This is a genomic window from Streptomyces thermoalcalitolerans (assembly GCF_039525155.1).
GTDB classification, from domain to species: domain Bacteria; phylum Actinomycetota; class Actinomycetes; order Streptomycetales; family Streptomycetaceae; genus Streptomyces; species Streptomyces thermovulgaris.
This window is the reverse complement of sequence record NZ_BAAAHG010000002.1, coordinates 51,075-73,419: the sequence shown is the minus strand read 5'-3', so window position 1 is coordinate 73,419 and position 22,345 is coordinate 51,075. Positions and strand designations below refer to the sequence as shown.

At 68.1% G+C, this 22,345-nt stretch carries 21 protein-coding genes and 1 pseudogene; 13 read left to right on the top strand and 9 right to left on the bottom strand.

Going from position 1 to position 22,345, the window contains the following annotated elements; genetic code table 11:
• Nucleotides 1-202: 202 nt before the first annotated feature.
• Nucleotides 203-1,615, top strand: a complete 1,413-nt coding sequence (locus tag ABD224_RS01765; protein WP_344045910.1) for a serine hydrolase domain-containing protein — start codon at nucleotides 203-205, stop codon at nucleotides 1,613-1,615.
• Here ABD224_RS01765 and ABD224_RS01760 read toward each other — a convergent pair.
• From ABD224_RS01760 to ABD224_RS01735, 6 genes are all read right to left on the bottom strand, one after another.
• Nucleotides 1,599-2,051, bottom strand: a complete 453-nt coding sequence (locus ABD224_RS01760; protein ID WP_344045908.1) for a GNAT family N-acetyltransferase — start codon at nucleotides 2,049-2,051, stop codon at nucleotides 1,599-1,601. The genes ABD224_RS01765 and ABD224_RS01760 overlap by 17 nt on opposite strands.
• A 122-nt stretch (nucleotides 2,052-2,173) precedes the next feature.
• Nucleotides 2,174-3,058, bottom strand: coding sequence for a GNAT family N-acetyltransferase (locus tag ABD224_RS01755; RefSeq protein WP_344045907.1), 885 nt, complete (start codon nucleotides 3,056-3,058; stop codon nucleotides 2,174-2,176).
• A 159-nt stretch (nucleotides 3,059-3,217) separates the two neighbouring features.
• Complete coding sequence (locus tag ABD224_RS01750) at nucleotides 3,218-3,700, bottom strand: NUDIX hydrolase (protein WP_344045906.1); 483 nt, start codon at nucleotides 3,698-3,700, stop codon at nucleotides 3,218-3,220.
• Nucleotides 3,701-3,781: 81 nt separating this feature from the next.
• Nucleotides 3,782-4,687 carry a LysR family transcriptional regulator gene (locus ABD224_RS01745; protein WP_344045905.1) on the bottom strand — a complete coding sequence of 302 codons (906 nt, stop codon included), beginning with the start codon at nucleotides 4,685-4,687 and terminating at the stop codon, nucleotides 3,782-3,784.
• A 240-nt stretch (nucleotides 4,688-4,927) separates the two neighbouring features.
• Complete coding sequence (locus tag ABD224_RS01740) at nucleotides 4,928-6,109, bottom strand: cystathionine gamma-lyase (RefSeq protein ID WP_344045904.1); 1,182 nt, start codon at nucleotides 6,107-6,109, stop codon at nucleotides 4,928-4,930.
• A 105-nt stretch (nucleotides 6,110-6,214) separates the two neighbouring features.
• Nucleotides 6,215-6,592 (bottom strand): phage holin family protein, encoded by a 378-nt coding sequence (locus tag ABD224_RS01735; RefSeq protein WP_344045901.1) that lies wholly within the window; start codon nucleotides 6,590-6,592, stop codon nucleotides 6,215-6,217.
• A 48-nt stretch (nucleotides 6,593-6,640) separates the two neighbouring features.
• Here ABD224_RS01735 and ABD224_RS01730 point away from each other — a divergent pair, with 48 nt between their 5' ends.
• From ABD224_RS01730 to ABD224_RS01715, 4 genes are all read left to right on the top strand, one after another.
• Nucleotides 6,641-6,958 carry a cupin domain-containing protein gene (locus tag ABD224_RS01730; protein ID WP_344045899.1) on the top strand — a complete coding sequence of 106 codons (318 nt, stop codon included), beginning with the start codon at nucleotides 6,641-6,643 and terminating at the stop codon, nucleotides 6,956-6,958.
• A 176-nt stretch (nucleotides 6,959-7,134) separates the two neighbouring features.
• A complete protein-coding gene (locus ABD224_RS01725) occupies nucleotides 7,135-7,347 on the top strand; it encodes a DUF5326 family protein (RefSeq protein WP_067397819.1) in 213 nt (70 codons plus the stop codon).
• Nucleotides 7,348-7,704: 357 nt separating this feature from the next.
• Nucleotides 7,705-8,430: an IclR family transcriptional regulator gene (locus ABD224_RS01720; protein WP_425580898.1), complete on the top strand. Its 726-nt coding sequence runs from the start codon at nucleotides 7,705-7,707 to the stop codon at nucleotides 8,428-8,430.
• Between the two features lie 97 nt (nucleotides 8,431-8,527).
• The gene (locus tag ABD224_RS01715; RefSeq protein WP_344045895.1) at nucleotides 8,528-8,965 is read left to right on the top strand and encodes an SsgA family sporulation/cell division regulator; all 438 of its coding nucleotides are present in this window, start codon (nucleotides 8,528-8,530) and stop codon (nucleotides 8,963-8,965) included.
• A 100-nt stretch (nucleotides 8,966-9,065) separates the two neighbouring features.
• Here ABD224_RS01715 and ABD224_RS01710 read toward each other — a convergent pair whose 3' ends face one another.
• A complete protein-coding gene (locus ABD224_RS01710) occupies nucleotides 9,066-10,451 on the bottom strand; it encodes a YibE/F family protein (RefSeq protein ID WP_344045893.1) in 1,386 nt (461 codons plus the stop codon).
• 242 nt (nucleotides 10,452-10,693) lie between these two features.
• On the opposite strand from ABD224_RS01710, the gene thiC reads away from it, so the two are divergent.
• Nucleotides 10,694-12,472 carry a phosphomethylpyrimidine synthase ThiC gene (gene thiC / locus ABD224_RS01705; RefSeq protein ID WP_344045891.1) on the top strand — a complete coding sequence of 593 codons (1,779 nt, stop codon included), beginning with the start codon at nucleotides 10,694-10,696 and terminating at the stop codon, nucleotides 12,470-12,472.
• A gap of 1,288 nt (nucleotides 12,473-13,760) precedes the next feature.
• Nucleotides 13,761-14,675 (top strand): aminoglycoside phosphotransferase family protein, encoded by a 915-nt coding sequence (locus tag ABD224_RS01700; protein WP_344045889.1) that lies wholly within the window; start codon nucleotides 13,761-13,763, stop codon nucleotides 14,673-14,675.
• 3 nt (nucleotides 14,676-14,678) lie between these two features.
• Here the strand turns inward: ABD224_RS01700 and ABD224_RS01695 are convergent, their stop codons facing one another.
• Entirely contained in the window at nucleotides 14,679-16,055 is a 1,377-nt protein-coding gene (locus tag ABD224_RS01695; RefSeq protein WP_344045887.1) for an NsdA family TPR-like regulatory protein, read from the bottom strand.
• A gap of 210 nt (nucleotides 16,056-16,265) precedes the next feature.
• On the opposite strand from ABD224_RS01695, the gene ABD224_RS01690 reads away from it, so the two are divergent.
• Together ABD224_RS01690 and ABD224_RS01685 are read left to right on the top strand one after the other, a co-directional pair.
• Nucleotides 16,266-16,808 carry an ATP-binding protein gene (locus tag ABD224_RS01690; protein WP_344045885.1) on the top strand — a complete coding sequence of 181 codons (543 nt, stop codon included), beginning with the start codon at nucleotides 16,266-16,268 and terminating at the stop codon, nucleotides 16,806-16,808.
• A gap of 340 nt (nucleotides 16,809-17,148) precedes the next feature.
• Nucleotides 17,149-17,448: a hypothetical protein gene (locus ABD224_RS01685; RefSeq protein ID WP_344045883.1), complete on the top strand. Its 300-nt coding sequence runs from the start codon at nucleotides 17,149-17,151 to the stop codon at nucleotides 17,446-17,448.
• A 425-nt stretch (nucleotides 17,449-17,873) separates the two neighbouring features.
• On the opposite strand, the gene ABD224_RS01680 is transcribed toward ABD224_RS01685, so the two are convergent.
• On the bottom strand, nucleotides 17,874-18,638 hold the full coding sequence (locus ABD224_RS01680) for a GntR family transcriptional regulator (protein ID WP_344045880.1): 765 nt from the start codon (nucleotides 18,636-18,638) through the stop codon (nucleotides 17,874-17,876).
• A gap of 159 nt (nucleotides 18,639-18,797) precedes the next feature.
• On the opposite strand from ABD224_RS01680, the gene ABD224_RS01675 reads away from it, so the two are divergent.
• The 4 genes and pseudogenes from ABD224_RS01675 (at nucleotide 18,798) to ABD224_RS01660 (ending at nucleotide 22,297) form a co-directional block, all read left to right on the top strand.
• Nucleotides 18,798-19,148, top strand: a complete 351-nt coding sequence (locus ABD224_RS01675) for an SCO3933 family regulatory protein (protein ID WP_344045878.1) — start codon at nucleotides 18,798-18,800, stop codon at nucleotides 19,146-19,148.
• Entirely contained in the window at nucleotides 19,148-20,449 is a 1,302-nt protein-coding gene (locus ABD224_RS01670; protein WP_344045876.1) for an FtsK/SpoIIIE domain-containing protein, read from the top strand. Before ABD224_RS01675 ends, ABD224_RS01670 begins: the two co-directional genes overlap by 1 nt.
• A pseudogene (locus ABD224_RS01665) lies at nucleotides 20,446-20,644 on the top strand (hypothetical protein). Before ABD224_RS01670 ends, ABD224_RS01665 begins: the two are co-directional and overlap by 4 nt.
• A gap of 276 nt (nucleotides 20,645-20,920) precedes the next feature.
• Nucleotides 20,921-22,297: a replication initiator gene (locus ABD224_RS01660; RefSeq protein ID WP_344046269.1), complete on the top strand. Its 1,377-nt coding sequence runs from the start codon at nucleotides 20,921-20,923 to the stop codon at nucleotides 22,295-22,297.
• The last annotated feature ends 48 nt before the right edge of the window (nucleotides 22,298-22,345 follow it).

Sequence of the window (22,345 nt, the reverse complement as noted above, 5' to 3'; positions counted from 1 at the left end):
CCGTCCCGGCCGCGCCGAAGGCGGTACGGGGGGATGAGTACGACAGCAGCTGTCCGGGACGGACGGAAGAACAGCAGGTCACAGAGCCGCCGGACGGCAGTGGGGCCCCGCACTCCCCGCACTCCCCGTGCTCCGCCGCGGCCGTCGCCGGGCGCGGCGAAATCCGCTCGACGTGCGCGGTCGTACCGGGTGGACTGAGAGCATGACGAGTTTTCAGGACGCATTGCTTCCCGGTACGCGCCGGGCGCTGTCGCACCGGATCGCCGTGGCCCAGGCCGAAGGACGGGCGCCGTCGCTCGTCGCCGCGGTCGTGCGCGGAGGACGGACCGTCTGGCACGGTGCACGGACGTCGCAGGAGGGACACGAACCGGACGAGAACACGCAGTACCGGATCGGCTCGATCACCAAGACCTTCACCAGCGTGCTGGTCCTGCGGCTGCGTGACGAGGGTCTGCTGGACCTGACGGACCCGCTGGAGAAGCATCTGCCGGGCACCGGCGCGGGGGAGGCCACGATCGCCGACCTGCTGGCGCACACCAGCGGGCTGGCCGCCGAGACGCCCGCGCCGTGGTGGGAGAGGACGCCCGGAGAGCTGCGTCCCGAACTCTCCGACGTCCTGGGCGAGAAGCCGCTGCGGCATCCGGTCGGCCGGCGGTTCCACTACTCGAACCCCGGCTACACCCTGCTGGGCGCGCTGGTCGAGAAGATGCGCGGCGCCTCCTGGGAGAAGGTCCTGCGACGGGAGGTGCTCGAGCCCCTGGGGCTGAACCGCACGAGCACGCGGCCCGAGGCGCCGTACGCGAAGGGATGGGCGGTTCACCCCTGGGCCGATGTGATGCTGCCGGAGCCCGCCGAGGACCTCGGCCGGATGGCCCCGGCCGGCCAACTGTGGTCCACCACAGGGGATCTGGCCCGCTTCGCCGCCTTCCTCACCCGGGGGGACGAGCGGGTTCTGAGCGCCGATTCGCTGCGGGAGATGCGGACCCCGGCGGCTCCCCCCGAGGAGGACGACGTGGTCTCCGGGTACGCGTACGGGCTGGGGCTCGAACTGCGGCGGTGGGGCGAGAGGCTCCTGGTGGGGCACAGCGGGTCGCTGCCGGGCTTCCTGGCCTCGCTCGTCATCGACGTGGAGGAGGACGTGGCCGCGGTCGTGCTGACCAACTGCACCTCCGGCCCGCTGCCCGTCGCGGTGAGCACCGACCTCGTGCGCATCGTCGCCGACGCGGAGCCGCGGATCCCCGAACCCTGGCGGCCGATGCGGGAGATCGACCCGTCGGTCCTGGAGCTGGCGGGGCCGTGGTACTGGGGGACACAGGGTTTCGGCCTGCGGCTGACCGCCGACGGGCTGCTGTCACTGGAGCCGCTGTCCGGCAAGGGCCGGGGCTCCCGGTTCCGGGCGAACGGTGACGGCACCTGGACGGGACTGGAGGGCTACTACGCCGGCGAGGTGCTGCGGGTGGTACGGCGGCCGGACGGGTCGGTGGACCATCTGGATCTCGGGTCGTTCGTGTTCACACGCCGGCCGTACGACACGGAGGCCTCCGTGCCCGGCGGTGTGGACCCGGACGGATGGCGGGGCACCGACGGGGACTGGGCCGTCACAGATGCAGTTTGAAGCCGAGGTGCGAGGCCTCGAAGCCCAGCCGTTCGTAGAAACGGTGGGCGTCGGTCCGGGTCCGGTCCGAGGTCAGCTGCACCAGCCGGCAGCCATGACGCCGTGAGGCCTCGACGGCCCACTCGATGAGCCGTGTGCCCAGGCCGTTGCCGCGCTCGTCGGCGTGAACGCGGACCGCCTCGATGATCGAGCGGGTGGCGCCGCGCCGGGACAGGCCGGGAATGATCGAGAGCTGGAGCGTGCCGACGACTCGGCCCTCCCGCACCGCGACCATCAGGTGCTGGTGGGGGTCGGCCTTCAGCCGCTCCAGCGCGGCCAGATAGGGCGCGAGGTCGTCCGGGGACTCGCGCTGCGCGCCCAGCGGATCGTCGGCGAGCAGGGCGACGATGGCGGGGACGTCGTCGGCGACGGCCGGCCGTATCTCGAGGTCTGTCATGTCCCTCACCCTAAGGCGCGGTCGGGGCCTGCACCGGAAGACTCGGGGCCTGCACCGGAAGACACAGAGGACACATGGGCACCGTGGGCAGATGGGCACCGTGCGCGCCCGGGGCGGTCTCCTCAGCCCGTCGCCACGGTGAGGGGGGCGAAGCGCCGGCTCCCGTCCCCGGGCAGCTCTGTGATGCCGTAGGTCATGACGGCGTTGCGGTCCGTGGGCGCCAGCCCGCATGCCTTCAGCCAGGCCAGCAGCTCCTCGTGGCGCAGGTCGATGTCCGTGCGCAGCGGGCGGTCGGTGCGGGCGGCGAGGGAGGCGATCAGGGCTTTGGCCGTCTCGGTGTCCTGGGCGATCAGGGGGCCGACGACATGGGTGTCCATATTGGGCCAGGCCGCGGCGTAGCCGATGAGCCGGCCGTGCTTCTCGGCGACCCGCAGCTGGTCGGCGAACGCGGGAAGCCGGGTGATCAGGGCGGTGCGATCGGCACCGAAGACCTCCTCGTCGAGCCGGAGGATGCCGGTGAGATCACTGGCGGTGGCCGCTCGCGTGGTGAGCCGCCCGGCGGAGGAGGAGCGCTGCTCGTCCGGCTTTGGTGTGAAGTGCCCGGCCAGCGTCTCCGCCCATCCGATGATCTTGAAGCCCAGCTCCTCGTACAGCGGGCGGCCGTACGGCGTCGCATAGAGCGTCAGGGGGGTGGTGCCCGCCGTCGCCACGACATGGCGCATCAGCCGGCGCCCGATGCCCTGGCGGGCATACCGCTCGGCGACCAGGACCATGCCGATGGCGCCCAGGTCCGGGCGGCCCTGCGGACCGTACTGGGTGAGGACACAGGCGGCGATGAGTCCCCCGTCCGGATCGTCGATGCCGTATCCCGTCCCGGCGGTCAGGAGGAAGTTCCACCTGTGTTCCTGACGGGACCACCCTCGGTTCTCGGACAGATCGGCGCAGGCGGTGAGATCGCGAGGCGTCAGACGGCGGATGGGGAGAAGGGCAGGGGAAGGAGTCGACACGCAGGTCAGGCTGTCCGATGAGCCCCCTCGGCGTCCAGCCGTTTCGGAGCGGGTGGACGTGGTTTTGGTCATGCGGTGGTCATCCGTGCGGGCCCTGGGCGGCAGCAGGGCGTCCGCCCCGGGCGGCTGCGGGCCGTTTCACGTGAAACACCCGGTTTCTCAGCCCAGGTCGGGTGCGTGCATGGCGCGTACACCTTCGATGTTTCCGTCCAGATAGTGCCGCAGGGACAGGGGGACCAGATGGACGGAGGCGATGCCGACCCGGGTGAACGGCACCCGCACGATCTCGTACTCGCCGGTGGGGGCGTCCACTTCGGGGCCGTGCCGCAGGGAGGGGTCCATGGACTCCAGCCGGCAGACGAAGAAGTGCTGCACCTTCACCCCGGTCGCACCGCCGTCCTTGCCGATGTGCTCCACGGTGTCCACAAAACAGGGCACCACATCGGTGATCTTGGCGCCGAGTTCCTCGTAGACCTCACGGTGCAGGGCGTCGACGACGGTCGCGTCCCCGGGCTCGACCCCGCCTCCGGGAGTGACCCAGTAGGGATCGACGCCGGGCTTGGTGCGCTTGATCAGGATCAGGTCGTCACCGTCGAGGAGGACGGCACGGGCGGTGCGCTTGACCACGGGACGGACGGTCATGGGGGAAATGTGGCCCGACTGGTTGCCTGCGAAACATCGTGCGGCGCCGCACCCCCAGGGCAGGGCGCTGTGCCGGTGGCCTCAGGACCAGCCGGCGGCCGCGCGCAGCAGCCACTCATGGGCCCGCGCGATATGGGGCATCGCCAGCGTGCCGGTCCGGACGGCGACGAAATAGGTGCGCAGCGGTGGTACCGCCGGTTCGTGGAGGGCCACGACCTCCTTCCGTTCCAGGGCGTCCGCGCACAGATACCGGGGCAGCACCGCGAGCCCGGCACCGGCCACCACGCAGGCGAGGACCGCACGCAGATCGGGGACGATCACCGTGCCGGACGCCGTCGGCCGGGAGTCGAAGACCGAGGCCCAGTAGCGGGAGACGAAGGGAAGCGACTCGTGGACATCGACCAGGGGGATGCTCTCCGGAGGGGGTGCGGCCTGGTGATGCGGCTCCGTGGAGCCGGCCCGCTCGGCCCAGCGCGGGGCGGCGACCAGCACATGTTCCTCGTCGCACAACGGGGTCGCCGTGAGCAGTCCGCCGCGCGGCCGGACCGTGCTGATGGCCAGATCATGATGTCCGGCGGACAGGCCGTCCAGGGTTTCCTCAGCGGTCCCGAACGAGGTGCGCAGGGCGAAGCCCTGTCCGTCGTCGCCGTTCAACCCGGTCAGCACGGGCAGGACTCGCTCCGCGGTGAATTCCGGCGGACCGGCCAGATGCAGGGTGCGTAACGAGGACTCGTCGTCGAGGCCGAATTCGGTGATCTCCACCAGGGCGTCGAGATGGGGAGCGGCCTTGTGGGCGAGTTCGTCGCCGATGGTCGTGGGGGTCACACCGCGGGCCTGGCGCAGGAACAGGGGACGGCCCACCTGCCGTTCCAGTGCGCGGATCTGGGAGGTGACGGCCGGCTGGGAGAGACCGAGCAGAGCAGCGGCCCGGGTGAAGGAGCCGGCCCGGTGCACTGTCACAAACGTGCGCAGCAACGCCAGATCCATGGCATACCCACCCCTCTCGGTGCCTTTCGCACAGCCCCCCGGCCCCGCCCAACTATAAATATGTCGATAGGTCTCTGTCGCTACCGTGATTGGACACTGACACTGAGTCAACTAGCCTTGTTCGAGCGGTTCTACGCGCGGGAACCGGAGGGCGGTTCGAGCCACGAGGGGGGAGGCTCGGACCGCCCGTCGTGCGTGGCCGGCGGTGCGGTGGCGCCGGACCGGGCGTCCTTGCGGCGGTCAGCGGGCCGACTCCTCCAGCGCCCGCAGCACATCCGCCACCAGATCCTCGGGGTCCTCGGCACCGACGGACAGCCGGATGAAGCCCTCCGGCACCGCGTCCCCGCCCCAGCGCCCTCGCCGCTCGGCCGTGGAGCGCACGCCGCCGAAGCTCGTCGCGCTGTCCACGAGTTCGAGCGCGTCGAGGAAACGCTCGGCACGCGCGCGCGTGGGCAGCGTGAAGGACACCACGCACCCATGGCGCCGCATCTGCTGTGAGGCGATCGTGTACGAGGGGTCGTCCGGGAGCCCCGGATAGCGCAGCCCGGTGACCTCGGGGTGTCCGCGCAGCGCCTGGGCGAGTGCCAGGGCGGAGGCGTTCTGCCGGTCGACGCGCAGATGCAGGGTGGCGAGCGAACGGTGTGCGAGCCAGGCCTCCATCGGCCCCGGGATCGCGCCCACGATCTTGCGCCAGCGGCGTACGGACGCCATGGCCTCGCCGTCGCGGCCGGTGACGTATCCCAGCAGGATGTCGCCATGCCCGGTGAGCTGCTTGGTGCCGCTGGCCACCGAGAAGTCCGCGCCGAGCGCCAGCGGCCGCTGTCCGAGCGGGGTGGCCAGGGTGTTGTCGACCGCGACCAGCGCGCCACGCGCGTGTGCGGCCGTGACCAGCCGCCGGATGTCGCACACGTCGAGTCCCGGGTTCGACGGGGACTCGATCCACAGCAGCCGTGCCCCGTCCAGTACGTCGAGCTGGGCGTCCCCGCCGGTCGGCGCGGTGCGCACCTCGATGCCGTAGGCCCGCAGCTGCCCGGCCACCAGCGGCAGCGCCTGATAGCCGTCGCTGGGCAGCACCACCGCGTCCCCCGCGCGCAGGTGGGAGAAGAGCACCGAGGAGATGGCGGCCATGCCGGAGGCGAACACCACGGTCTCCACGCCGTCCTGCCCGGGCGCTTCCAGCTCGCCGATGGCGCGCTCCAGCAAGGTCCAGGTCGGGTTCTCGTCGCGGCCGTAGGTGTAGGGGCCCGTCGGGTCGCCCGGCAGATGGAAGTGGGCGGCGAACACCGGCCCCGGCAGTGCCGGTTCGTGCTTGACCGGCTCGGGCAGTCCGGCCCGCACCACGCGTGTGCCCTCACCGGCGCCGGCGGGGGAACGGAAGTCCTCCGGGGGATCGTCCAGGCCGTGCGCAGCGGAGTCGTTCATGCTGTCTGTCCTTCTTCGTCCGGCCTGTCACCGGACCCTCGGTCCTTGTCCGGCCGGCTCTTGTCCGGCCGGTTCTTGTCCGGTCGTCCGGTCAGTCCTCGTCGGTCAGTCCTGGTCCGGCAGGACCGCGTTCAGCGCCCAGGAGACGACCGAGACGATCAGACCGCCGAGGACGGCCGTCCAGAAGCCCTCGACATGGAAGCTCACCCCGAGCGTGCCGCACACCCACGAGGTGAGCAGCAGCATCAGTGCGTTGACCACCAGGGTGATCAGGCCGAGCGTCAGGAGGAACAGGGGAAGGGTCAGCACCCGCACCACGGGCTTGACCAGGAAGTTCACCAGGCCGAAGACCAGAGCGACGACGATCAGAGTGCCGGCCTTCCGAACGGTGCTGCCGCCGGTCAGGGTGATCTTGTCGAGCAGCCAGACGGCGACCGCCAGAGCGCCCGCATTGGCGATCGTCTTGACTATGAAATTCTTCATGTGTCTGATCGTGGCAGACACGACCGGCGATGAGCGTGGGCGAGGGCGATGAAGGCATTCCGGCTGGACGAACTGGAGGCGGAGCGAGCCGCCAACGAGGGTGCCTACCTTCAGTTCCTGCGGGAGCGGAACATGTCGGTCGGCCTGTACGCGCTCAACGCGGGCGATCACGACCCGCAGAAGCCGCACAACCAGGACGAGGTGTACTTCGTCGTGAGCGGCCGCGCCCTGATCACGGTCGGCCAGGAGACGACCCACGTGGCGCGTGGCAGCGTGGTCTATGTGCCGGCCGGAGTCCCCCACAAGTTCCACCACATCAGCGAGGATCTCCGGGTTCTCGTGGTGTTCTCTCCCCCGGAGGCCTGAGACGCCGTCTTGGGTTCCCTAGGGGAACAGTCAGGGGAGGACAAGGGATGCGCGGACTCCGCCGGACCCCTTGGCCGCCCTAGCATCGAGTGCAGGACAGCGAAGAGCCCGCACCGGGGAGTGCGGGACATCGACGGGGCCGGCACACGGCCGGTGGAGAGAAGAGGACGAGGGCAATGCGAGAGATCTTTGCGGGTCTGCCGTGGTGGGTGAAGTGGATCGCGGTGCCGGTCATCGCCCTGGTCGTCTTCGGCGGCCTGATAGCAAGCGTGGTCGGTTTTCTGATCGGTCTGCTGTTCAAGCTGCTGATCTTTGTGGCCCTGGTCGGCGGACTGATCTACATCGTCCGGAAGTTCATGTCGAGTTCGACGTCGCGCAGCGACTGGTGAGAGCCATGAGGCACCGGTGACCGGTAACAGGAATCACCGGTTCCCTCGCGGGGGGGAAGTTTCCCGGACAGTCCGTCTGTGAGCGGTGACGGACGGATAGGGTCCGGAAATCGACACGGGGCAGGTCCCCGCGGCGGCTCGCACCCCCACCCGTGCTCCCGGCACGGCTGCCCCCTCGCGCTACGGGAGTGACCTTTGGCCACGGTTGACACCGCACCTGCAGAACGGCGCACGCCTCCCGCACCCCGGGAACCGTCCTCCTCCACGGCACTTCCGGCGCAGCCGCGCTCGTCGTCCCCCGCGGCACAGTCCCGCGCCGCGGTCCCGGAGCAGCAGTCCCAGACCCTCATCGGGTCCGTGCAGCGTGCGATGCGCCTGCTGGAGTCCGTCGCACGGCACGAGCGGGGAACGCCCGCCAAACAGCTCGCCCGTGAGACGGGCATGGCCCTTCCCACCGCGTACCACCTGCTGCGTACCCTCGTTCACGAGGGCTATCTGTACCGCGACCGGGGCCTGTTCTTCCTGGGGGAGGCGGCCGAGCGGCTGAGCAGCAGCGGAGCGGCGCAGAAACGTCGCAGCGCGGTCGCCGAGGCAATGGCACGGTGGCGGGACGCGATCGGCGCGCCGATGTACTACGCGATGTACCGCGACGGCGAGATCGAGATCATGTGTGTCTCGGCCTCCGCGGCCTACCCGGCGGCCGAGGAGTGGGCCGACTTCCGCGCGACCGGGCATGCGCACGCGATCGGCCGGTGCCTGCTGTCCCAGCTGGACGACGACGCCCGCCGCGATCACCTCGCCCGTCACCCCGTGCTCTCCCTCACCCCGTACACGGTCCGCGACGAGCACAGCCTGCTGCGGCGCCTGGAACGGACGCCGCGGATGGAGCCGGTGACCGAGCGGCAGGAGTACGCGCTGGGGACGGTGTGCGCGGCGATTCCCATCACGGTGGGCACCACGGTGGCCACCATGGGCTTCTCCCTTCCCGTCCACCAGGCCGACCGGCTGCTGCCCGCCGCACGGCAGTTGCAGCGCGAGGTGGGCCGATGTCTGGGCTCCCTGGCGCTCTCTATCAGTATCTGAAAAATCACTCCTTGTGATCTGCTGTGTACGTTCAGCAAGATGCACCCGTCTCACGGGACGGGTTCCCGGCCAGTCGACGGCAGATGACGGGGTAGCGATGAGCGAGTCCGTACAGGCAGAGGTCATGATGAGTTTTCTCGTGTCCGAGGAACTCTCCTTCCGCATCCCAGTGGAGCTGCGGTACGAGACCTGCGATCCCTATGCCGTGCGGCTGACCTTCCATCTCCCCGGAGACGCCCCGGTGACCTGGGCGTTCGGGCGGGAGCTGCTGGTCGACGGGGTGGGCGCGCCGTGCGGGGAGGGCGATGTGCGCATCGCGCCCGTCGACTCCGGCTCGCTCAGCGAGGTCCTGATCCGGCTTCAGGTCGGTTCCGACCGGGCGCTGTTCCGCTCCTCCACGGCGCCGCTGGTGGCGTTCCTGGACCGCACGGACAAGCTGGTGCCGCTGGGGCAGGAAGGCGCGCTGGCCGACTTCGACGCTCATCTCGACGAGGCTCTGGACCGCATCCTGGCGGAGGAGCAGAGCACGGGCTGAAGCGTTACGGCACCGGCCGCACGGGTGATGCACCGCGTGGCCACGCTTCCGCACCGGTGCAGGAACGGTTCCCTGACCGGGCGCCGCCCCCCGCACCGGATCACCGTTTGCGGCGCCTGCCCCTCCCCCCGCGTGCGGGAGCGGGCACGGCGGCCGGCGAGGCGGTCCGCTCCCGTGTGCCGCGGTCGGCCGAGACCACGAGCGCCGCCAGGGCCGTGGTGACCGGGACGGAGGCGACCAGGCCGATCGACCCCACCAGCGTGCGCAGGATCTCCTCGGCGACCAGCTCACTGGTGGCGACGGTCCCCATGCTGCTCCGCGCGATGGAGAAGAGCAGCAGCAGCGGAAGCGCGGCACCCGCGTACGCGAGGACGAGGGTGTTGACCACCGAGGCGATGTGGTCGCGCCCGATGCGAATGCCCGCGCGGTACAGTCCGCGCCAGCCCATCGTGGGATTGGCCTCGTGCAGTTCCCAGACCGCGGACGTCTGGGTGACCGTCACGTCGTCGAGCACGCCGAGCGAACCGATGATGACACCGGCCAGCAGCAGGCCGCTCATGTCGATCGACGGATACAGGCCGTGGATCAGCCCGGTGTTGTCGTCGGTGTTGCCGGTGAGCGCGGCCCAGCCGATGAACAGCGAGCCCAGCACACCGATCAGCGTCAGCGAGATCAGGGTGCCGAGCACCGCCACCGAGGTACGGGCGGACAGACCGTGGCACATGTACAGCGCGATCAGCATGATGGCGCTCGACCCCACGACCGCCACGGCCAGCGGGTTCGAGCCCTGCAAAATCGCGGGCAGGATGAACAGGTTCAGCATCAGGAAGCTGACGGCCAGCGCGATCAGCGCCATGACGCCCCGCAGCCGTCCGACGACCACGACGGCGAGGGCGAAGACACCGGCCAGCAGCGCCATCGGGAAGTGCCGGTCGACATCGGTGACCGAGTACTGCAACTCCTTCGGCGCGGAGGGTTCGTAGGCGACCACGACCTTGTCGCCCTGGTTCAGCTGGCGGGACTGGTCGGGCTGCACGATCTCGGTGAACGTACGTCCCTTGTCCTTGCCGGTGTCCACCCGGACCGTGGCCTTCTTGCAGGTACCGGACGCCTGCTGCGGCGCGGAGGAGCCCCCGGCGGCGGAGGGGGCGCCGCCCGGTGCGGCCGGGGAGCCGTTCGCCGACGAGCAGCTCACCTCCACCACCCGGGTGACGGTGGCCTGCTGCGTCTGCCGGTCGAATCCCACACCGGTGCGCTGGTGCGCCGGGGTGCCGCCCGGCCACAGGACGACGAGACCGGCCACCACCGCGGCGGCGAACGGGATCAGGACCGCCGCGATGACCTTGCGCAGATGCCGGGAGACGGGCGCGGCCGGCCCATGGCTGTGTGTGTGCCCGTGCCCGCCGGCGATTCTCGGACCGGGCCCGTGCCCGTGCCCGTGGCGTGGTTCGGGCGGCGGATGGGGGGACTGCTGTGTCGTGGTCACCGCTCGATCATCCCAAGGAACGGGGCGGACCCCCTGTTCACCGCGCCCTGCATGACGCTAGCGTGTAGGTGCCTTTGCACACGCGGGAGCTCGGAGCACCGGGCTGAGAGGGCGCTGACCTCCGTCTTCGCGGGGTTTCACGCAAACGTGCGATGTTCACCGTGAAACGTCGGCAGACGGACACCGCTGCGCCGACCGCCGAACCTGTTACCGGGTAATGCCGGCGTAGGGAGATAGGTCTCATGACCAACACGGATGTACGTACGCCTGCCTCCACGCAGAAGTCCATCGGTTGGCACAAGGCGTACGTGGAGGGCTCACGTCCCGATCTGCGGGTACCGGTCCGTCGGGTGCACCTCACCGACGGGCGGACGGTCACGCTGTACGACACGTCGGGCCCGTACACCGATCCGCTCGTCGACACCGATGTCCGCAGGGGATTGCCGCCGCTGCGGGAGAACTGGATCATCGCCCGCGGAGACACCGAGGAGTACGCGGGGCGCCCCATCCGCCCCGAGGACGACGGGATCAGGCACACCTCACCGCGCGGCGGTCTGCGCAACCTCGACGCGGTGTTCCCCGGACGGCCGCGTCAGCCGCGCCGCGGCCGGAACGGCCAGGCGGTGACGCAGCTCGCGTACGCGCGCCGCGGGGAGATCACACCCGAGATGGAGTTCGTGGCGATCCGGGAGAACGTCGACCCCGAGGTCGTCCGTGAGGAGATCGCGGCGGGCCGGGCCGTGCTGCCGGCCAACGTCAACCACCCGGAGATCGAGCCGATGATCATCGGCAAGCGGTTCCTGGTGAAGGTCAACGCCAACATCGGCAACTCCGCGGTGACCTCCTCCATCGAGGAGGAGGTGGAGAAGATGAGGTGGGCGACCCGCTGGGGCGCCGACACGGTCATGGACCTCTCCACCGGCCGCAACATCCACACCACCCGGGAGTGGGTGCTGCGCAACTCCCCCGTCCCCATCGGCACGGTGCCGCTGTATCAGGCCCTGGAGAAGGTGGGCGGCAAGCCCGAGGAACTGACCTGGGAGATCTACAAGGACACGGTCATCGAGCAGGCCGAGCAGGGCGTGGACTACATGACCGTCCACGCCGGTGTGCGCCTGGCCTACGTCCCGTTGACCGCCAACCGCAAGACCGGCATCGTCTCGCGCGGCGGCTCGATCATGGCGGCCTGGTGTCTCGCGCACCACAAGGAGTCGTTCCTGTACGAGCACTTCGAGGAACTCTGCGAGATCCTCGCCGCCTATGACGTCACGTACTCCCTGGGCGACGGCCTTCGGCCCGGCTCCATCGCGGACGCCAACGACGAGGCCCAGTTCGCGGAACTGCGCACGCTCGGGGAACTCGCCCGGATCGCACGGCGCTTCAACGTGCAGACCATGATCGAGGGCCCGGGACACGTCCCGATGCACAAGATCAAGGAGAACATCGACCTCCAGCAGGAGATCTGCGACGAAGCGCCGTTCTACACGCTCGGCCCGCTGACGACCGACATCGCACCGGGCTACGACCACATCACCTCCGGCATCGGCGCCGCGATGATCGCCTGGTGGGGCACGGCCATGCTCTGCTACGTCACGCCCAAGGAGCACCTGGGCCTGCCCAACCGCGACGATGTCAAGACCGGTGTGATCACCTACAAGATCGCCGCCCATGCCGCCGACCTCGCCAAGGGGCATCCGGGCGCGCAGGAATGGGACGACGCACTGTCCGACGCCCGCTTCGAGTTCCGGTGGGAGGACCAGTTCAACCTGTCCCTCGACCCGGACACGGCACGGGACTTCCATGACGAGACCCTCCCGGCGGAACCCGCCAAGACGGCCCACTTCTGCTCGATGTGCGGCCCGAAGTTCTGCTCGATGAAAATTAGCCAAAGCATCACAAAGAAGTTCGCCGGCGACGTGGCTGAGGGGGCGACTGCCGAGGAGGTCGCCGAGGGGATGATGCAGAAGTCGAAGGAGTTCGCGGAGGCAGGGCACCGGCTGTACCTGCCGATCGTCGACTGAGACACCGATGCACATCTGCCCGTAAGAGCGGCGGTTCCGATGATCGTCGGCCCTCCATCTGAATCAAGATGGAGGGCCGACGACGTGTTCAGCAACGAGTCCCAAGCAAGACGGTTCTGTGCACCCAGGGAACTGGTTCGACCTCACCCCGGCTCTAGTGTCTCTCTGGAGCATCAGTGGTGGCCAGTACGGTTGCAGCGTCATGGACGCGATCCGCAGAAGAGGCTCGGCAGAAGACTGAGCTCGATTCGTCAGAGATTCCGGAGAGTTTGGAACTTGGAGGTACCTCTTTGCTGCCGAGAGCATGATCAATAATACTTAAGAGATGTGGGGTTCTCTTCTGACGCTTGCTAGTCCGGAATGAGTCAAGGGAGATCGTGAAGGCGGAACATCGGATGTCCGTTCCGGTGGCTGAGTAACTCCGATGGCGCTGGGGGATGGTGTTCGAACTGGCCCCCTTTGCGTTACGCCCAGTTGTTACACAAGTGAGGGCCCCGATGGCTTCGGGGCCCTCTTATCCTGGCCTAGGTTCCAGGATGTGTTATGCGGTTTTATTCGACCGGGGCTGGCTGCTCCGGATCATGTGTTGTAATGCGGGGCTGGCTGCTCCGCAAGGAACATAAACTGCATCAATGTATCAAGTAATCAATCCCAAACCCCTGGCGATGCCAAGGCCGAGGGCTCCTACAGCAGGGAAGGTTGCCGCAGCGACCCCCAGAGAAGCCACAACGGTGGCTCCTGTTGCTAGAGCAACGAATCCGGCGCTAATACTTACAGTGCCACTCCACGAGACGATGTTGCTTACGACAGCGAACTTTTTCATGAAAGAAGACATTTCCAGCGTCCATCTCTTCAGGTTTGCATGGGCACCACAACCTAACTAAATGATTAGTTGAGCCTTCAGTGGCTCAACTCCCTGCTATATGCAGGGATTCTTCAAGGCGCTGCCATGGGTCATCACCTCCCTCTATTGAGTTGTCTGGAGCAGTCTACGCGCATAGGTTCGACCCCTCCATCCCCCATTTGGGTTATTTCTCGTAGTCCAGGTGGCTACACGTCAATCACCCGACGCATTGAGTTCTGAACACTCGACGCTGGCCGGGTGTCTCGCGACAGGTGTCGCGAACCGGGCGGTGCTGATGGGCGGATCATGATCGCCCTTGCATGCGCTCTCGCCCTGCTATCTCTGCGATAGGTACCGTCGGGGTCGTGTCTGGTACACGTCGGGGTTGGTCACCTCTAGTCGTGTGCCGGTTGATCGCGCGCGACTAGGGGAGCTGGTGCGGGCATGGCGGTTGACGCTGCTCGGTCGGGTGAGGGGTTCACGTCGGCGGGGGCTGCGCGGGTGATGAGTGCTGCATGCCGAGTAGCTGGGTTAGATGACAGAGACGCTGAGCTCATCCGCCTCGGGGAGAACGCGCTGTTTCGGCTGGCCTCGGTCCCGGTGGTCGTGCGCGTTGCCCGTGGTGAAGAGTACCTGCCGAAGGCGCGCACTGAGGTAGAGGTGTCGCGATGGCTTGCTGCGGAAGGGTTTCCGGCCGCACGCGTCATCGACGACCTGGAGCAGCCGTTGTTGGTCGAGGGCCACCCAGTGACCTTCTGGCACCTCATCGTGGAGGGTGACCGCAAGGCAACCTATGGGGAGTTGGGCAGCGTCTTGCGTGACCTGCACTCCATGACGCTGCCGGCCGGGCTTGAGCTGCCGTCGTTCGACCCTTTCGACAAGCAAGAACTGCGGATCAGTCGAGCTGCGATCCCGGGCGACGACAGGGTGTTCCTTCGCAAGCGTTGGCGTGAGCTGCGCGACCAGTTCGGAGAGCTGAGGTTCGAGACGCCCAAGGGACCGGTGCACGGTGATGCTCACGTGCAGAACCTCATGGTGAACGATCGGGACGAAGTGATCCTGATCGACTTCGAAGCCTTCTGCTTCGACCACCCCGAGTGGGATCTGATGGTCACGGCGGTTGAGCATCACAGCCTTGGGTGGCAGACCGATGAGCAGTACGCGGACTTCGTGCGGGCGTACGGGCGGGACCTGTACGACTGGTACGGATACGACACGCTTCGGCGGCTCCAAGAGTTCAGCATGACGACGTGGCTCATGCAGAACGTGCAGGAGGATCAGGAGACGGCGGACGAGTACCGCCGGCGTATCGCCGCCCTGCGTGACGATGATGCGCCGCGTGATTGGCAGCCGCGGTAGCTGTTACTCGTCCTCGTCGTCCAGGCGGGCAAGTGCTTCGCTGACTTGCTCGTTGAAGGTGACGACGGCGGGATGGGACGCGTACTTGCTGACTTCCGCCTGGAAGTCGGTGACATAACGCTGGAAGCGTGAGGACTGGAGGGAGTCGCCACTGTCCACGGCAAGGCTTGCGGTGGCGATGGCGGCTTCCAAGTCGCCGTTCAGTAGCTGACTCTGGGCGAGCACCATGCGGCAGAAACCGAGGGTGCGGGCGTACTGGGGGTCGGTGCTGTCGACGGCGCGTTGTGCATGCTCGACGGCTTCCCTGCGCATTTTCAGGTCGCGGAAGCAGTGGCAGAACTCACCCAGGAGTTCGGCTTCGTCGAAGTAGCTCAGCCATGCGGGGTCGTCGGCGGTGTCGGCTTGCTCGAAGTGTCGTTCGGCCTGGTTCATGGCATGGCCGGCCCCGGTGCGGTCGCCTGCGTTGGACAGAGCTCGGGCCTCCATGGCCCAGTAGTTAGCCATGGCGCGTGGGGTGGCTCGGCCTTTGGCGCCCTCGACGGCAGCGCGGGCGAGCTGGATGGCTTGGGTGTGGTTGCCCAGATAGTTGGCCTGGTGGCTGAGGTTGCCGAGGATGCGGGCGCCGAACATGCGGTCGTCGATGACCTGGGACAGGCGCAGTGTGGAAGTGAGGTAGCGGTGGGCGAGTCGGTGGTTTCCGATGTCGTACGCGGTCCACGCCAGCAACTGGGACACCTCGGCGGCGGCGCTGAACAGCGCATGGCCCACCTTCTCGCTGTAGCTGGCATTGAGCAGCGGCAGGACCTCATGGCGGAAGTAGTGGCGTAAGGCTCGGTGGCCGTGGCCTCCGCCGTACTTGAAGTCGAGCTGCATGAACGTGACCGCTGCGTCCCTGATCGCACGCACGTCTCGCATGCCGACTCGTTGACGAGCGGGGCGGTCGGCCTGGATGCCGTCAGGGCGCGCGATCATCCAGGAGAGGACAGTGGTGCTGAGGTCGGCGTCTGCTACGACCAGTCGATCGGTGACCGCCTCCTCGGCGCGCTCTTGGGCGAGTTTGTCCAGCATGGACAGAACGTCAGGGACCGCGCTCGGGTAATTCACAGGCTCCGGGGCGGTCGGCCGGCTGTGGTCGAAGAACCCGAGATCAGTCGGCGTGACGCGGCGGCCCAGCTTCGAGCTGAGCACGTCCGCCATGATCGCCGCGGTCTGGGGCTGGATACCGGCGCCGTTTCGCCAGCGCTGCACTGAGACATGTGTCGTTCCGAGCTTGATGCCTCGCTGGTCTGCGGCATCTCTCATTCGTTTGGCAAGGCCTTTGTTCGAGACTTTCGCCTCGTCCATGACGGCGATCAACTGCGCGTTCGGCTCTCGGTTCATGCTCCCCTGCCAACCCGAGAATGACGGCGAGTATTCATCGTGTCACAGCAGGCTCTCGCTGGGGGGTTCATTGGTGAACCCCCTTTGCGTTTGTCGATGTTCACGTGAACCCCCTGGTGAACGCTCCCGGTCAGCGGCCTTTCGCCGTGTACTGGCCTGCATGCGGCAAGCGGTGTCGTGAGGGCTGTCTCAGGCTCGGAAGGGAACGTGATGGATGCGGGGAAAGCCAAGCTTCTGGCGAGTGAGTTGGACGCATACGCCCACTGGTTCGTGGCGCCGGATGCGTCCTCCACGGGGCATTACCTGACACTGACGCTCTTCGCCGAGTGCGGAAACGCGGCACGCATCGCACGGGACCAGACGGCTGAGTTCCTTCGGGGCACGGGTGCCAGTGGCGTAGTGGATGATGCCCGGCTGGTTGTTTCGGAGCTGGTCGGAAACGTGGTGAACCACGCGGTGCCGGATCGGCATCTGGCTTGTCCGGGTGGTTGCCGGCGTATCGACGTGATCTTCAAGGTGTGGCCGAAGTGGCTGTTCATCGGTGTTGCCGATGAGGACTCGACGCCTCCCTTGCTCCCGGTGGGTGAGACCTTCTCGCCGGGGCTGGTGGGAGAGCTGTCCGAGGCGGTGTTGCCGGAGACCGGGCGCGGGCTGCTCATCGCTCAGCGACTGGCCACGTCGGTGTGGTGGACGCCGGAGGACGGGGGCGGCAAGACGGTTTGGTGCCGCTTCGATCTGGAGGGCGGGGGCTGAGCACAGGCCGCGCTGATGATCTCCGATCCGCCGCCTGCGATGTGCTCCCTTGCGATCGGGAGCAGGCGGCGGATCGGACACCGGCTGGAGTTTGACCAGCTCCGGCCGCGGGCGCGGTCCCTCCGGTCATGGGAGCTCCCCTCCCGGCTGAGGGACCGCGCCTGACAACCACATACCGAGACCGGGCCACCCCATCAGCCCTGGAAAGCGAAGAGGGTGGCCCGGCTGGGAACACGGCGGTTCCCGGTGCCGATGGTACCGGGGCTGTCGTGCTGCTCGTCTGCCCTGGGCCAAAGGGAGTTGATGACCCGTTACCTAGATCAGGGCAGAGGTGGGCAAGGTGACTGGCTCGGGTGAGAGCTGGCTGAGCGATGACCTCGACGACGTGATGGGCGTCGGCCACGGCCTGTGGGTGCCGGGGGTCGACTACGTGGCGGGCTGGCGGGAGGCCCGGAAGGTCGCCGACCGGTTGAACCGGGCGCTTCTGGGCGCGGGCTTCGAGCTGCCGGCTATGCGGGCGGTTGCCTCGACGGGGGAGGACGGACGAGGGCTCGTGCGGCTGGCGGGCTGGCCGGACGCAGTGGATCGGCTCGCCGGACTCCTGGAAGGGCTCGCCGACGGTGGTGGCGGTGCCGCGTGAGAAATGCTTTCGCTGGTGAGCGCGGTACGTGGGCACGTCGTCGGCCGGAGAGACTTTGGGCAGTAGCTGCCATGGGGCGAGTGAACAGGGGGCCTTACGCTGGCCTGGCGAATCGGGCAGGTAGTGGACCTGCCCGCGATTGTGCCCGATGGGCCCCCTGTTCTTCGAGGCTCGCCCCATGGGAGCTGCGTAAAGTCTCGGATGTCGGCGACCCCCAGCCCACCATGCCCTGGCCTGCGACGGCCGGTCGACGCCGCGGATTCTCTGGCTGGCTGCGGCGTGGGGCGTCCGGCGACCGGACGGGACCGGCGGCCACGCCGCACGCCCGGCCGGGGCGGCCGGGCGACCCGGCGCGCCGCAGGCGCGCCCTTGAGGAAGTGAAGGCGGTTTCGACCGATGCCGGTCACTGCTCAGGCGTGGGCGCGTCAGACGGGCTGTTTGTCGGCAGTGATCCGGTAGGCGAGTTCGGCACGGTCTGCGCCGATGCGCAGCTCCTCGAGGATCAAGGGGCGGTCGCCGGTGCCGTGTGTGAGACGGGCCAGGTGCAGGATCGGAGTCGCGTCGGGGAGCTGGAGCACGATGCGTTCGTCGGGCAGCGGCATACGGGCGCGTACCGTCTCGGTCCACGACAGTTTGTGTCCAGCCTGGGTGAGGACCCAGTAGATCGCTGCCGGAGGCTTGCACGGCTCCTTGCCGAGCAGCGGGACAGCCTCGGCGGTTTCGAAAGGGATCAGGATGCGGTGCATGGCGCGCGTCCCGGTGTCGGGGTCGACGAGCAACCGATCACAGCCGAACAATGCTTCTTCCTCATCGAGTTGAAGCAGTCGGCCGGTGTCCTTGGTGGTGTGGGTGCGGTAGGTGCTTGGTTCCTCGGCCTCCTGCCAGACATTGCCATTGGGCATCACGAACTTGCCTTCGACGGTACGGCCGATACGGCGTTCGACAGTGAGGACAGGCTGCCCGCTGGAGCGTACGAAGCTGCCCTTGCCGTGGCGTACATCGATCAGGCCCTCGGCGCGAAGTGCGGCGATCGCGTTGCGGACGGTGGGGCGGGAGACACCGTAGCGGGCCATGAGCTGTGCCTCGGACGGCAGCAGGGAGCCAGGAGCGAACTCGCCCGTGAGAATCGCTTCTCTGATCGCGGCGGCCACCTGCTGATAGAGGGCTCCGGGGCGCTGGATCTCCGACATCGACTTATCTCCGGGTCGTAGGCACGTCGCACGCGCGACATCACTCGTCAGCATAAGTAGTTGCACACTCGCCGCACAGGACTCCATAGTCATAACTCGTAAGGACAAGTGACGTCAGGATGTGTCTGGCGTTCTCGACTGGCCAGGGAGGCCAAAGAAATGCAGTCCATTCCCGTGGACACATCACGGCTGGGCGTACTGCGGTGCGCCATCGCGCCGGAAGTGAAGATCAGCAACCCCGAGACACAGGAGGTGAAGAAGGACCGGGACGGCAACCCGGTCTACACCGTCGCCGTCACCGTGCGGCAGGACCGACGGCGGATCTCCGTCATCGAGATCGCCGTGGCCGGTGAGCCCAAAGGCATCGAGGAAGGACAGATCGTCAAGGTCACCGGGCTGACGGCGTTCGTCTGGTCGATGGGCGAGCGGCACGGCGTCAGCTTCCGCGCCGATGCCATCACCCCCATGCCCGGCCCGACGGCGGCACTCGGCAAGGGCGGTGGCGCCTGATGGGATCGCTCCTGTTCGCCCTTGCACTCGCCGTGCTGGCCTGGGTGCTGGTGGTCGGTGACCTGGTGCGCCGGCACCGTCCGGTCTGGCACTGGTACCTCGTGGGTTACCCGGCCGCCGCGTGCCGGGTGGTGTTCACCTGGCGCAGGGTCGCCCTGCTCAATGACCTCACCGTCTCCCGACACTCGCCGCGCGGGTTGCTCGGGGACCTGGTGGTGAAGGGCGATTCGCTGCGGCCGGTGGCTCCGCGGATCTCCTTTCCGCGCGTCACCCGTATGGGGCTGACCGTGGTCGTGCGCCTGCACGCGGGTCAGACCCCGGCGACGTATCTGAAGGCGGCGGACGCGTTCGTGCACGCGTGGAAGGTGCACGCAGTGCGGGTCACCTCACCGGCACGCGGGCTCGTCCTGCTGACGGTAACGGCCACGGATCCTTTGGAGCGGCCCGGCTTGGCCACGGCCCCGGCCGAGCTCCTCTCCGCGCTGATCGGTGTGCTGGAGTCCGGCGGGGCGTGGGTGATGAACCTGCGGCTTGTGCCGCACTGGCTGATTGCCGGAGCCACCCGCTCGGGCAAGTCCACGTTGCTGGCCCGGCTGATCACCCAGCTTGCTGGGCAGCCGGTGGCCCTGGTCGGCATCGACTGCAAAGGCGGCATGGAGCTGGGCCTGTTCGCAGGACGGCTCAGCGCGCTGGCGACCTGTCGCAGGGAAGCGATCGCCGTGCTCTCCGCGCTGGTAGTCGACATGCAGGACCGGATGAACGCCTGCCGTTCGGCAGGGGTTCGCTCGATCTGGGAGCTTCCCAAGCAGCTACGGCCGGTGCCGGTCGTCGTGATCATCGATGAGATCGCCGAACTGTACCTGTCGGACGGCACCCGCGACAGCAAGGCGGAAGCAGAACAGTGCTCCACGCTGCTGCTGCGGCTGGCCCAGCTCGGGGCAGCGCTGGGGATGCATCTGGTTGTGGCCGGCCAACGCGTCGGCTCCGACCTGGGCCCCGGCGTCACCGCCCTGCGAGCCCAGCTCAGCGGCCGGATCTGCCACCGCGTCAACGACCCCAGCACGGCTGAGATGACCCTGGGCGACCTGAACAAGGACGCCGTGGTCGTCGCCCAGTCGATCACAGCAGAGGAACGCGGCGTGGCCGTGTGCACCGGGCCGGACGGCGGCTGGAGCCGCGCCCGTTCCCACCTCACCCCCACCGAAGAGGCCGTGGCGATCACGAAGAAGTACGCGGCGATCACTCCTGAACTGCCCAGCCTGAACCGTGCCCTTGCGGCGCTGGAAGGGGAGGCCAAGTGATCAAGGAAGGTACGGCATTCACGTTCGCGGTGATCTTCGGGATCATCACCGTCCTCCTCGTCCGCTCCCGCGACGTGCGTGCCTGGGGAAGCAGTCTGCGTCGGCCTTTTCGGCCTCTACCTCGGCCAGACCCCTGTGCTCTTCACCATCCACGGCCTCGTCACCTGGCTGATCAACGGCTTCTCCCACCCCTGACGGAAAGGACACAGCAGCATGCCCATGCCCCGCGTGAGGTGCCCCCACTGCAAGGGCGACGGAGCCCGCCGCACCTGGACCGGACGACAGCGGCGCTGCCGCGTCTGCCGGGGCACCGGAACCATCCGCTGATCCACCCCCACCCGACCACACAACGGAGGTGATTCCCATGACTCACGACGCACCGCCCACCACCCATCCGGCCGCTACGGCGGTCCATTCCGGAAGGTCACCACCATCACCCCGCAGATCACACCGACTGACCGGCGCGCCGCCCTGGACCATGCGGCGCGCCTACGTCAGCTTTCCGAAGCAGACCGCGACGCCATCCGCCTCGCCCGAGATCCCAAGTTCGGCCGTTGGCTGGAGCAGATCACCGCCACCGGCGGTTGCTCCCATCCCATCCATCTCTCCGGTTTCACCACCATCCTGGACGGCACAACCGGCGAAATCCTCCACCACTACGACACCCGCCACGAGCCTGGTGAACGCCTCCTGGTCCGCTGCCGCAACCGGCGCGCGACCGTGTGCCCGGCCTGCTCCCGCCTCCACGCGGGAGACACCTACCACCTCGTCCGCGCCGGCATCCTCGGCGGCAAGAACGTCCCCACCGCCGTCCGCACGCACCCCCGGCTCTTCGTCACCCTCACCGCCCCGTCCTTCGGCCCGGTCCATCGAGCCGGGGAGCTATGTCGTCCCCGCCGCGACGGCGGAACCTGCGAACACGGCCGTCCCCTCGGCTGCGGCGCCGTCCATGCGCCGGACGCTGCAATCGTCGGGCAACCACTCTGCCCCGACTGCTACGACTACGCCGCGCACGTGCTGTGGCACGCACACGCATCCAAGCTGTGGGACCGGTTCGTCATCGACGTGCGGCGGCGCCTCGCCTCCGCTGCTGGCCTCGTACAGTCCCACTTCGCCCGCCACGCCCGGCTGTCCTTCGCCCGCGTCGCCGAGTACCAGAAACGCGCGGCCGTCCACGTGCACGCCGTTGTCCGCCTCGACGGCCCGAACGGACCCGCCGACAAACCCCCGGCCTGGAGCACTCCAGACCAGCTCATCGGTGCCGTGTACGCCTCCGCCCGACGAGTCTTCGTCCGCACCCCTTACAGCCCAGCCGTGGGCGAGCTGACCTTGCGCTGGGGCGCACAGGTCGACGCCCGGCCCCTGCGTACCAACGGCGACGGACCCGACGATGACGCGGTGGCCGCCTACGTGGCCAAGTACATCACCAAGGGAGCGAGCGAGACAGGCGCCGGCCTCGACCACGCCCTATCGGCCTGGGCCGACATCGAGTCGGCACCCGTGAGCGAACACGTCCGCACCCTCATGCGCACCTGCTGGCGCCTTGGCGGACTTCCCGAGTACGCGCCCCTCCGGCTCCGGGACTGGACTCACACCCTCGGCTACCGGGGGCACATCCTCACCAAATCCCGCGCCTACTCGACGACGTACGCAGCACTCCGCGCCGAACGCGTCCATCACGTGGGTCATACCGACATACCCGGCGCAGTCACCGAACGGCACTGGCGCTACGTCGGCTCAGGCCACACCCCCGGCGCCGCACTCATCGCAGCTGGAGTAGCAGAGGACATGGCCCTCAACCGCACAGTGGCGGCCGAATCCCTCCGCGCTGGTGGTGATGCTGCCTGAGCGCGACACGGAGGAAACCGAGCCACACAGACCGAGAGCAGGCGGCAA

Bases quoted from the DNA above. Each gene is read 5' to 3' on its own strand.
- ABD224_RS01765 (WP_344045910.1), top strand. From the start codon at position 203: ATGACGAGTTTTCAGGACGCATTGCTTCCCGGTACGCGCCGGGCGCTG.
- ABD224_RS01760 (WP_344045908.1), bottom strand. From the start codon at position 2,051: ATGACAGACCTCGAGATACGGCCGGCCGTCGCCGACGACGTCCCCGCC.
- ABD224_RS01750 (WP_344045906.1), bottom strand. From the start codon at position 3,700: ATGACCGTCCGTCCCGTGGTCAAGCGCACCGCCCGTGCCGTCCTCCTC.
- ABD224_RS01745 (WP_344045905.1), bottom strand. From the start codon at position 4,687: ATGGATCTGGCGTTGCTGCGCACGTTTGTGACAGTGCACCGGGCCGGC.
- ABD224_RS01740 (WP_344045904.1), bottom strand. From the start codon at position 6,109: ATGAACGACTCCGCTGCGCACGGCCTGGACGATCCCCCGGAGGACTTC.
- ABD224_RS01735 (WP_344045901.1), bottom strand. From the start codon at position 6,592: ATGAAGAATTTCATAGTCAAGACGATCGCCAATGCGGGCGCTCTGGCG.
- ABD224_RS01730 (WP_344045899.1), top strand. From the start codon at position 6,641: ATGAAGGCATTCCGGCTGGACGAACTGGAGGCGGAGCGAGCCGCCAAC.
- ABD224_RS01725 (WP_067397819.1), top strand. From the start codon at position 7,135: ATGCGAGAGATCTTTGCGGGTCTGCCGTGGTGGGTGAAGTGGATCGCG.
- ABD224_RS01715 (WP_344045895.1), top strand. From the start codon at position 8,528: ATGAGCGAGTCCGTACAGGCAGAGGTCATGATGAGTTTTCTCGTGTCC.
- thiC (WP_344045891.1), top strand. From the start codon at position 10,694: ATGACCAACACGGATGTACGTACGCCTGCCTCCACGCAGAAGTCCATC.
- ABD224_RS01700 (WP_344045889.1), top strand. From the start codon at position 13,761: ATGGCGGTTGACGCTGCTCGGTCGGGTGAGGGGTTCACGTCGGCGGGG.
- ABD224_RS01695 (WP_344045887.1), bottom strand. From the start codon at position 16,055: ATGAACCGAGAGCCGAACGCGCAGTTGATCGCCGTCATGGACGAGGCG.
- ABD224_RS01690 (WP_344045885.1), top strand. From the start codon at position 16,266: ATGGATGCGGGGAAAGCCAAGCTTCTGGCGAGTGAGTTGGACGCATAC.
- ABD224_RS01680 (WP_344045880.1), bottom strand. From the start codon at position 18,638: ATGTCGGAGATCCAGCGCCCCGGAGCCCTCTATCAGCAGGTGGCCGCC.
- ABD224_RS01675 (WP_344045878.1), top strand. From the start codon at position 18,798: ATGCAGTCCATTCCCGTGGACACATCACGGCTGGGCGTACTGCGGTGC.
- ABD224_RS01670 (WP_344045876.1), top strand. From the start codon at position 19,148: ATGGGATCGCTCCTGTTCGCCCTTGCACTCGCCGTGCTGGCCTGGGTG.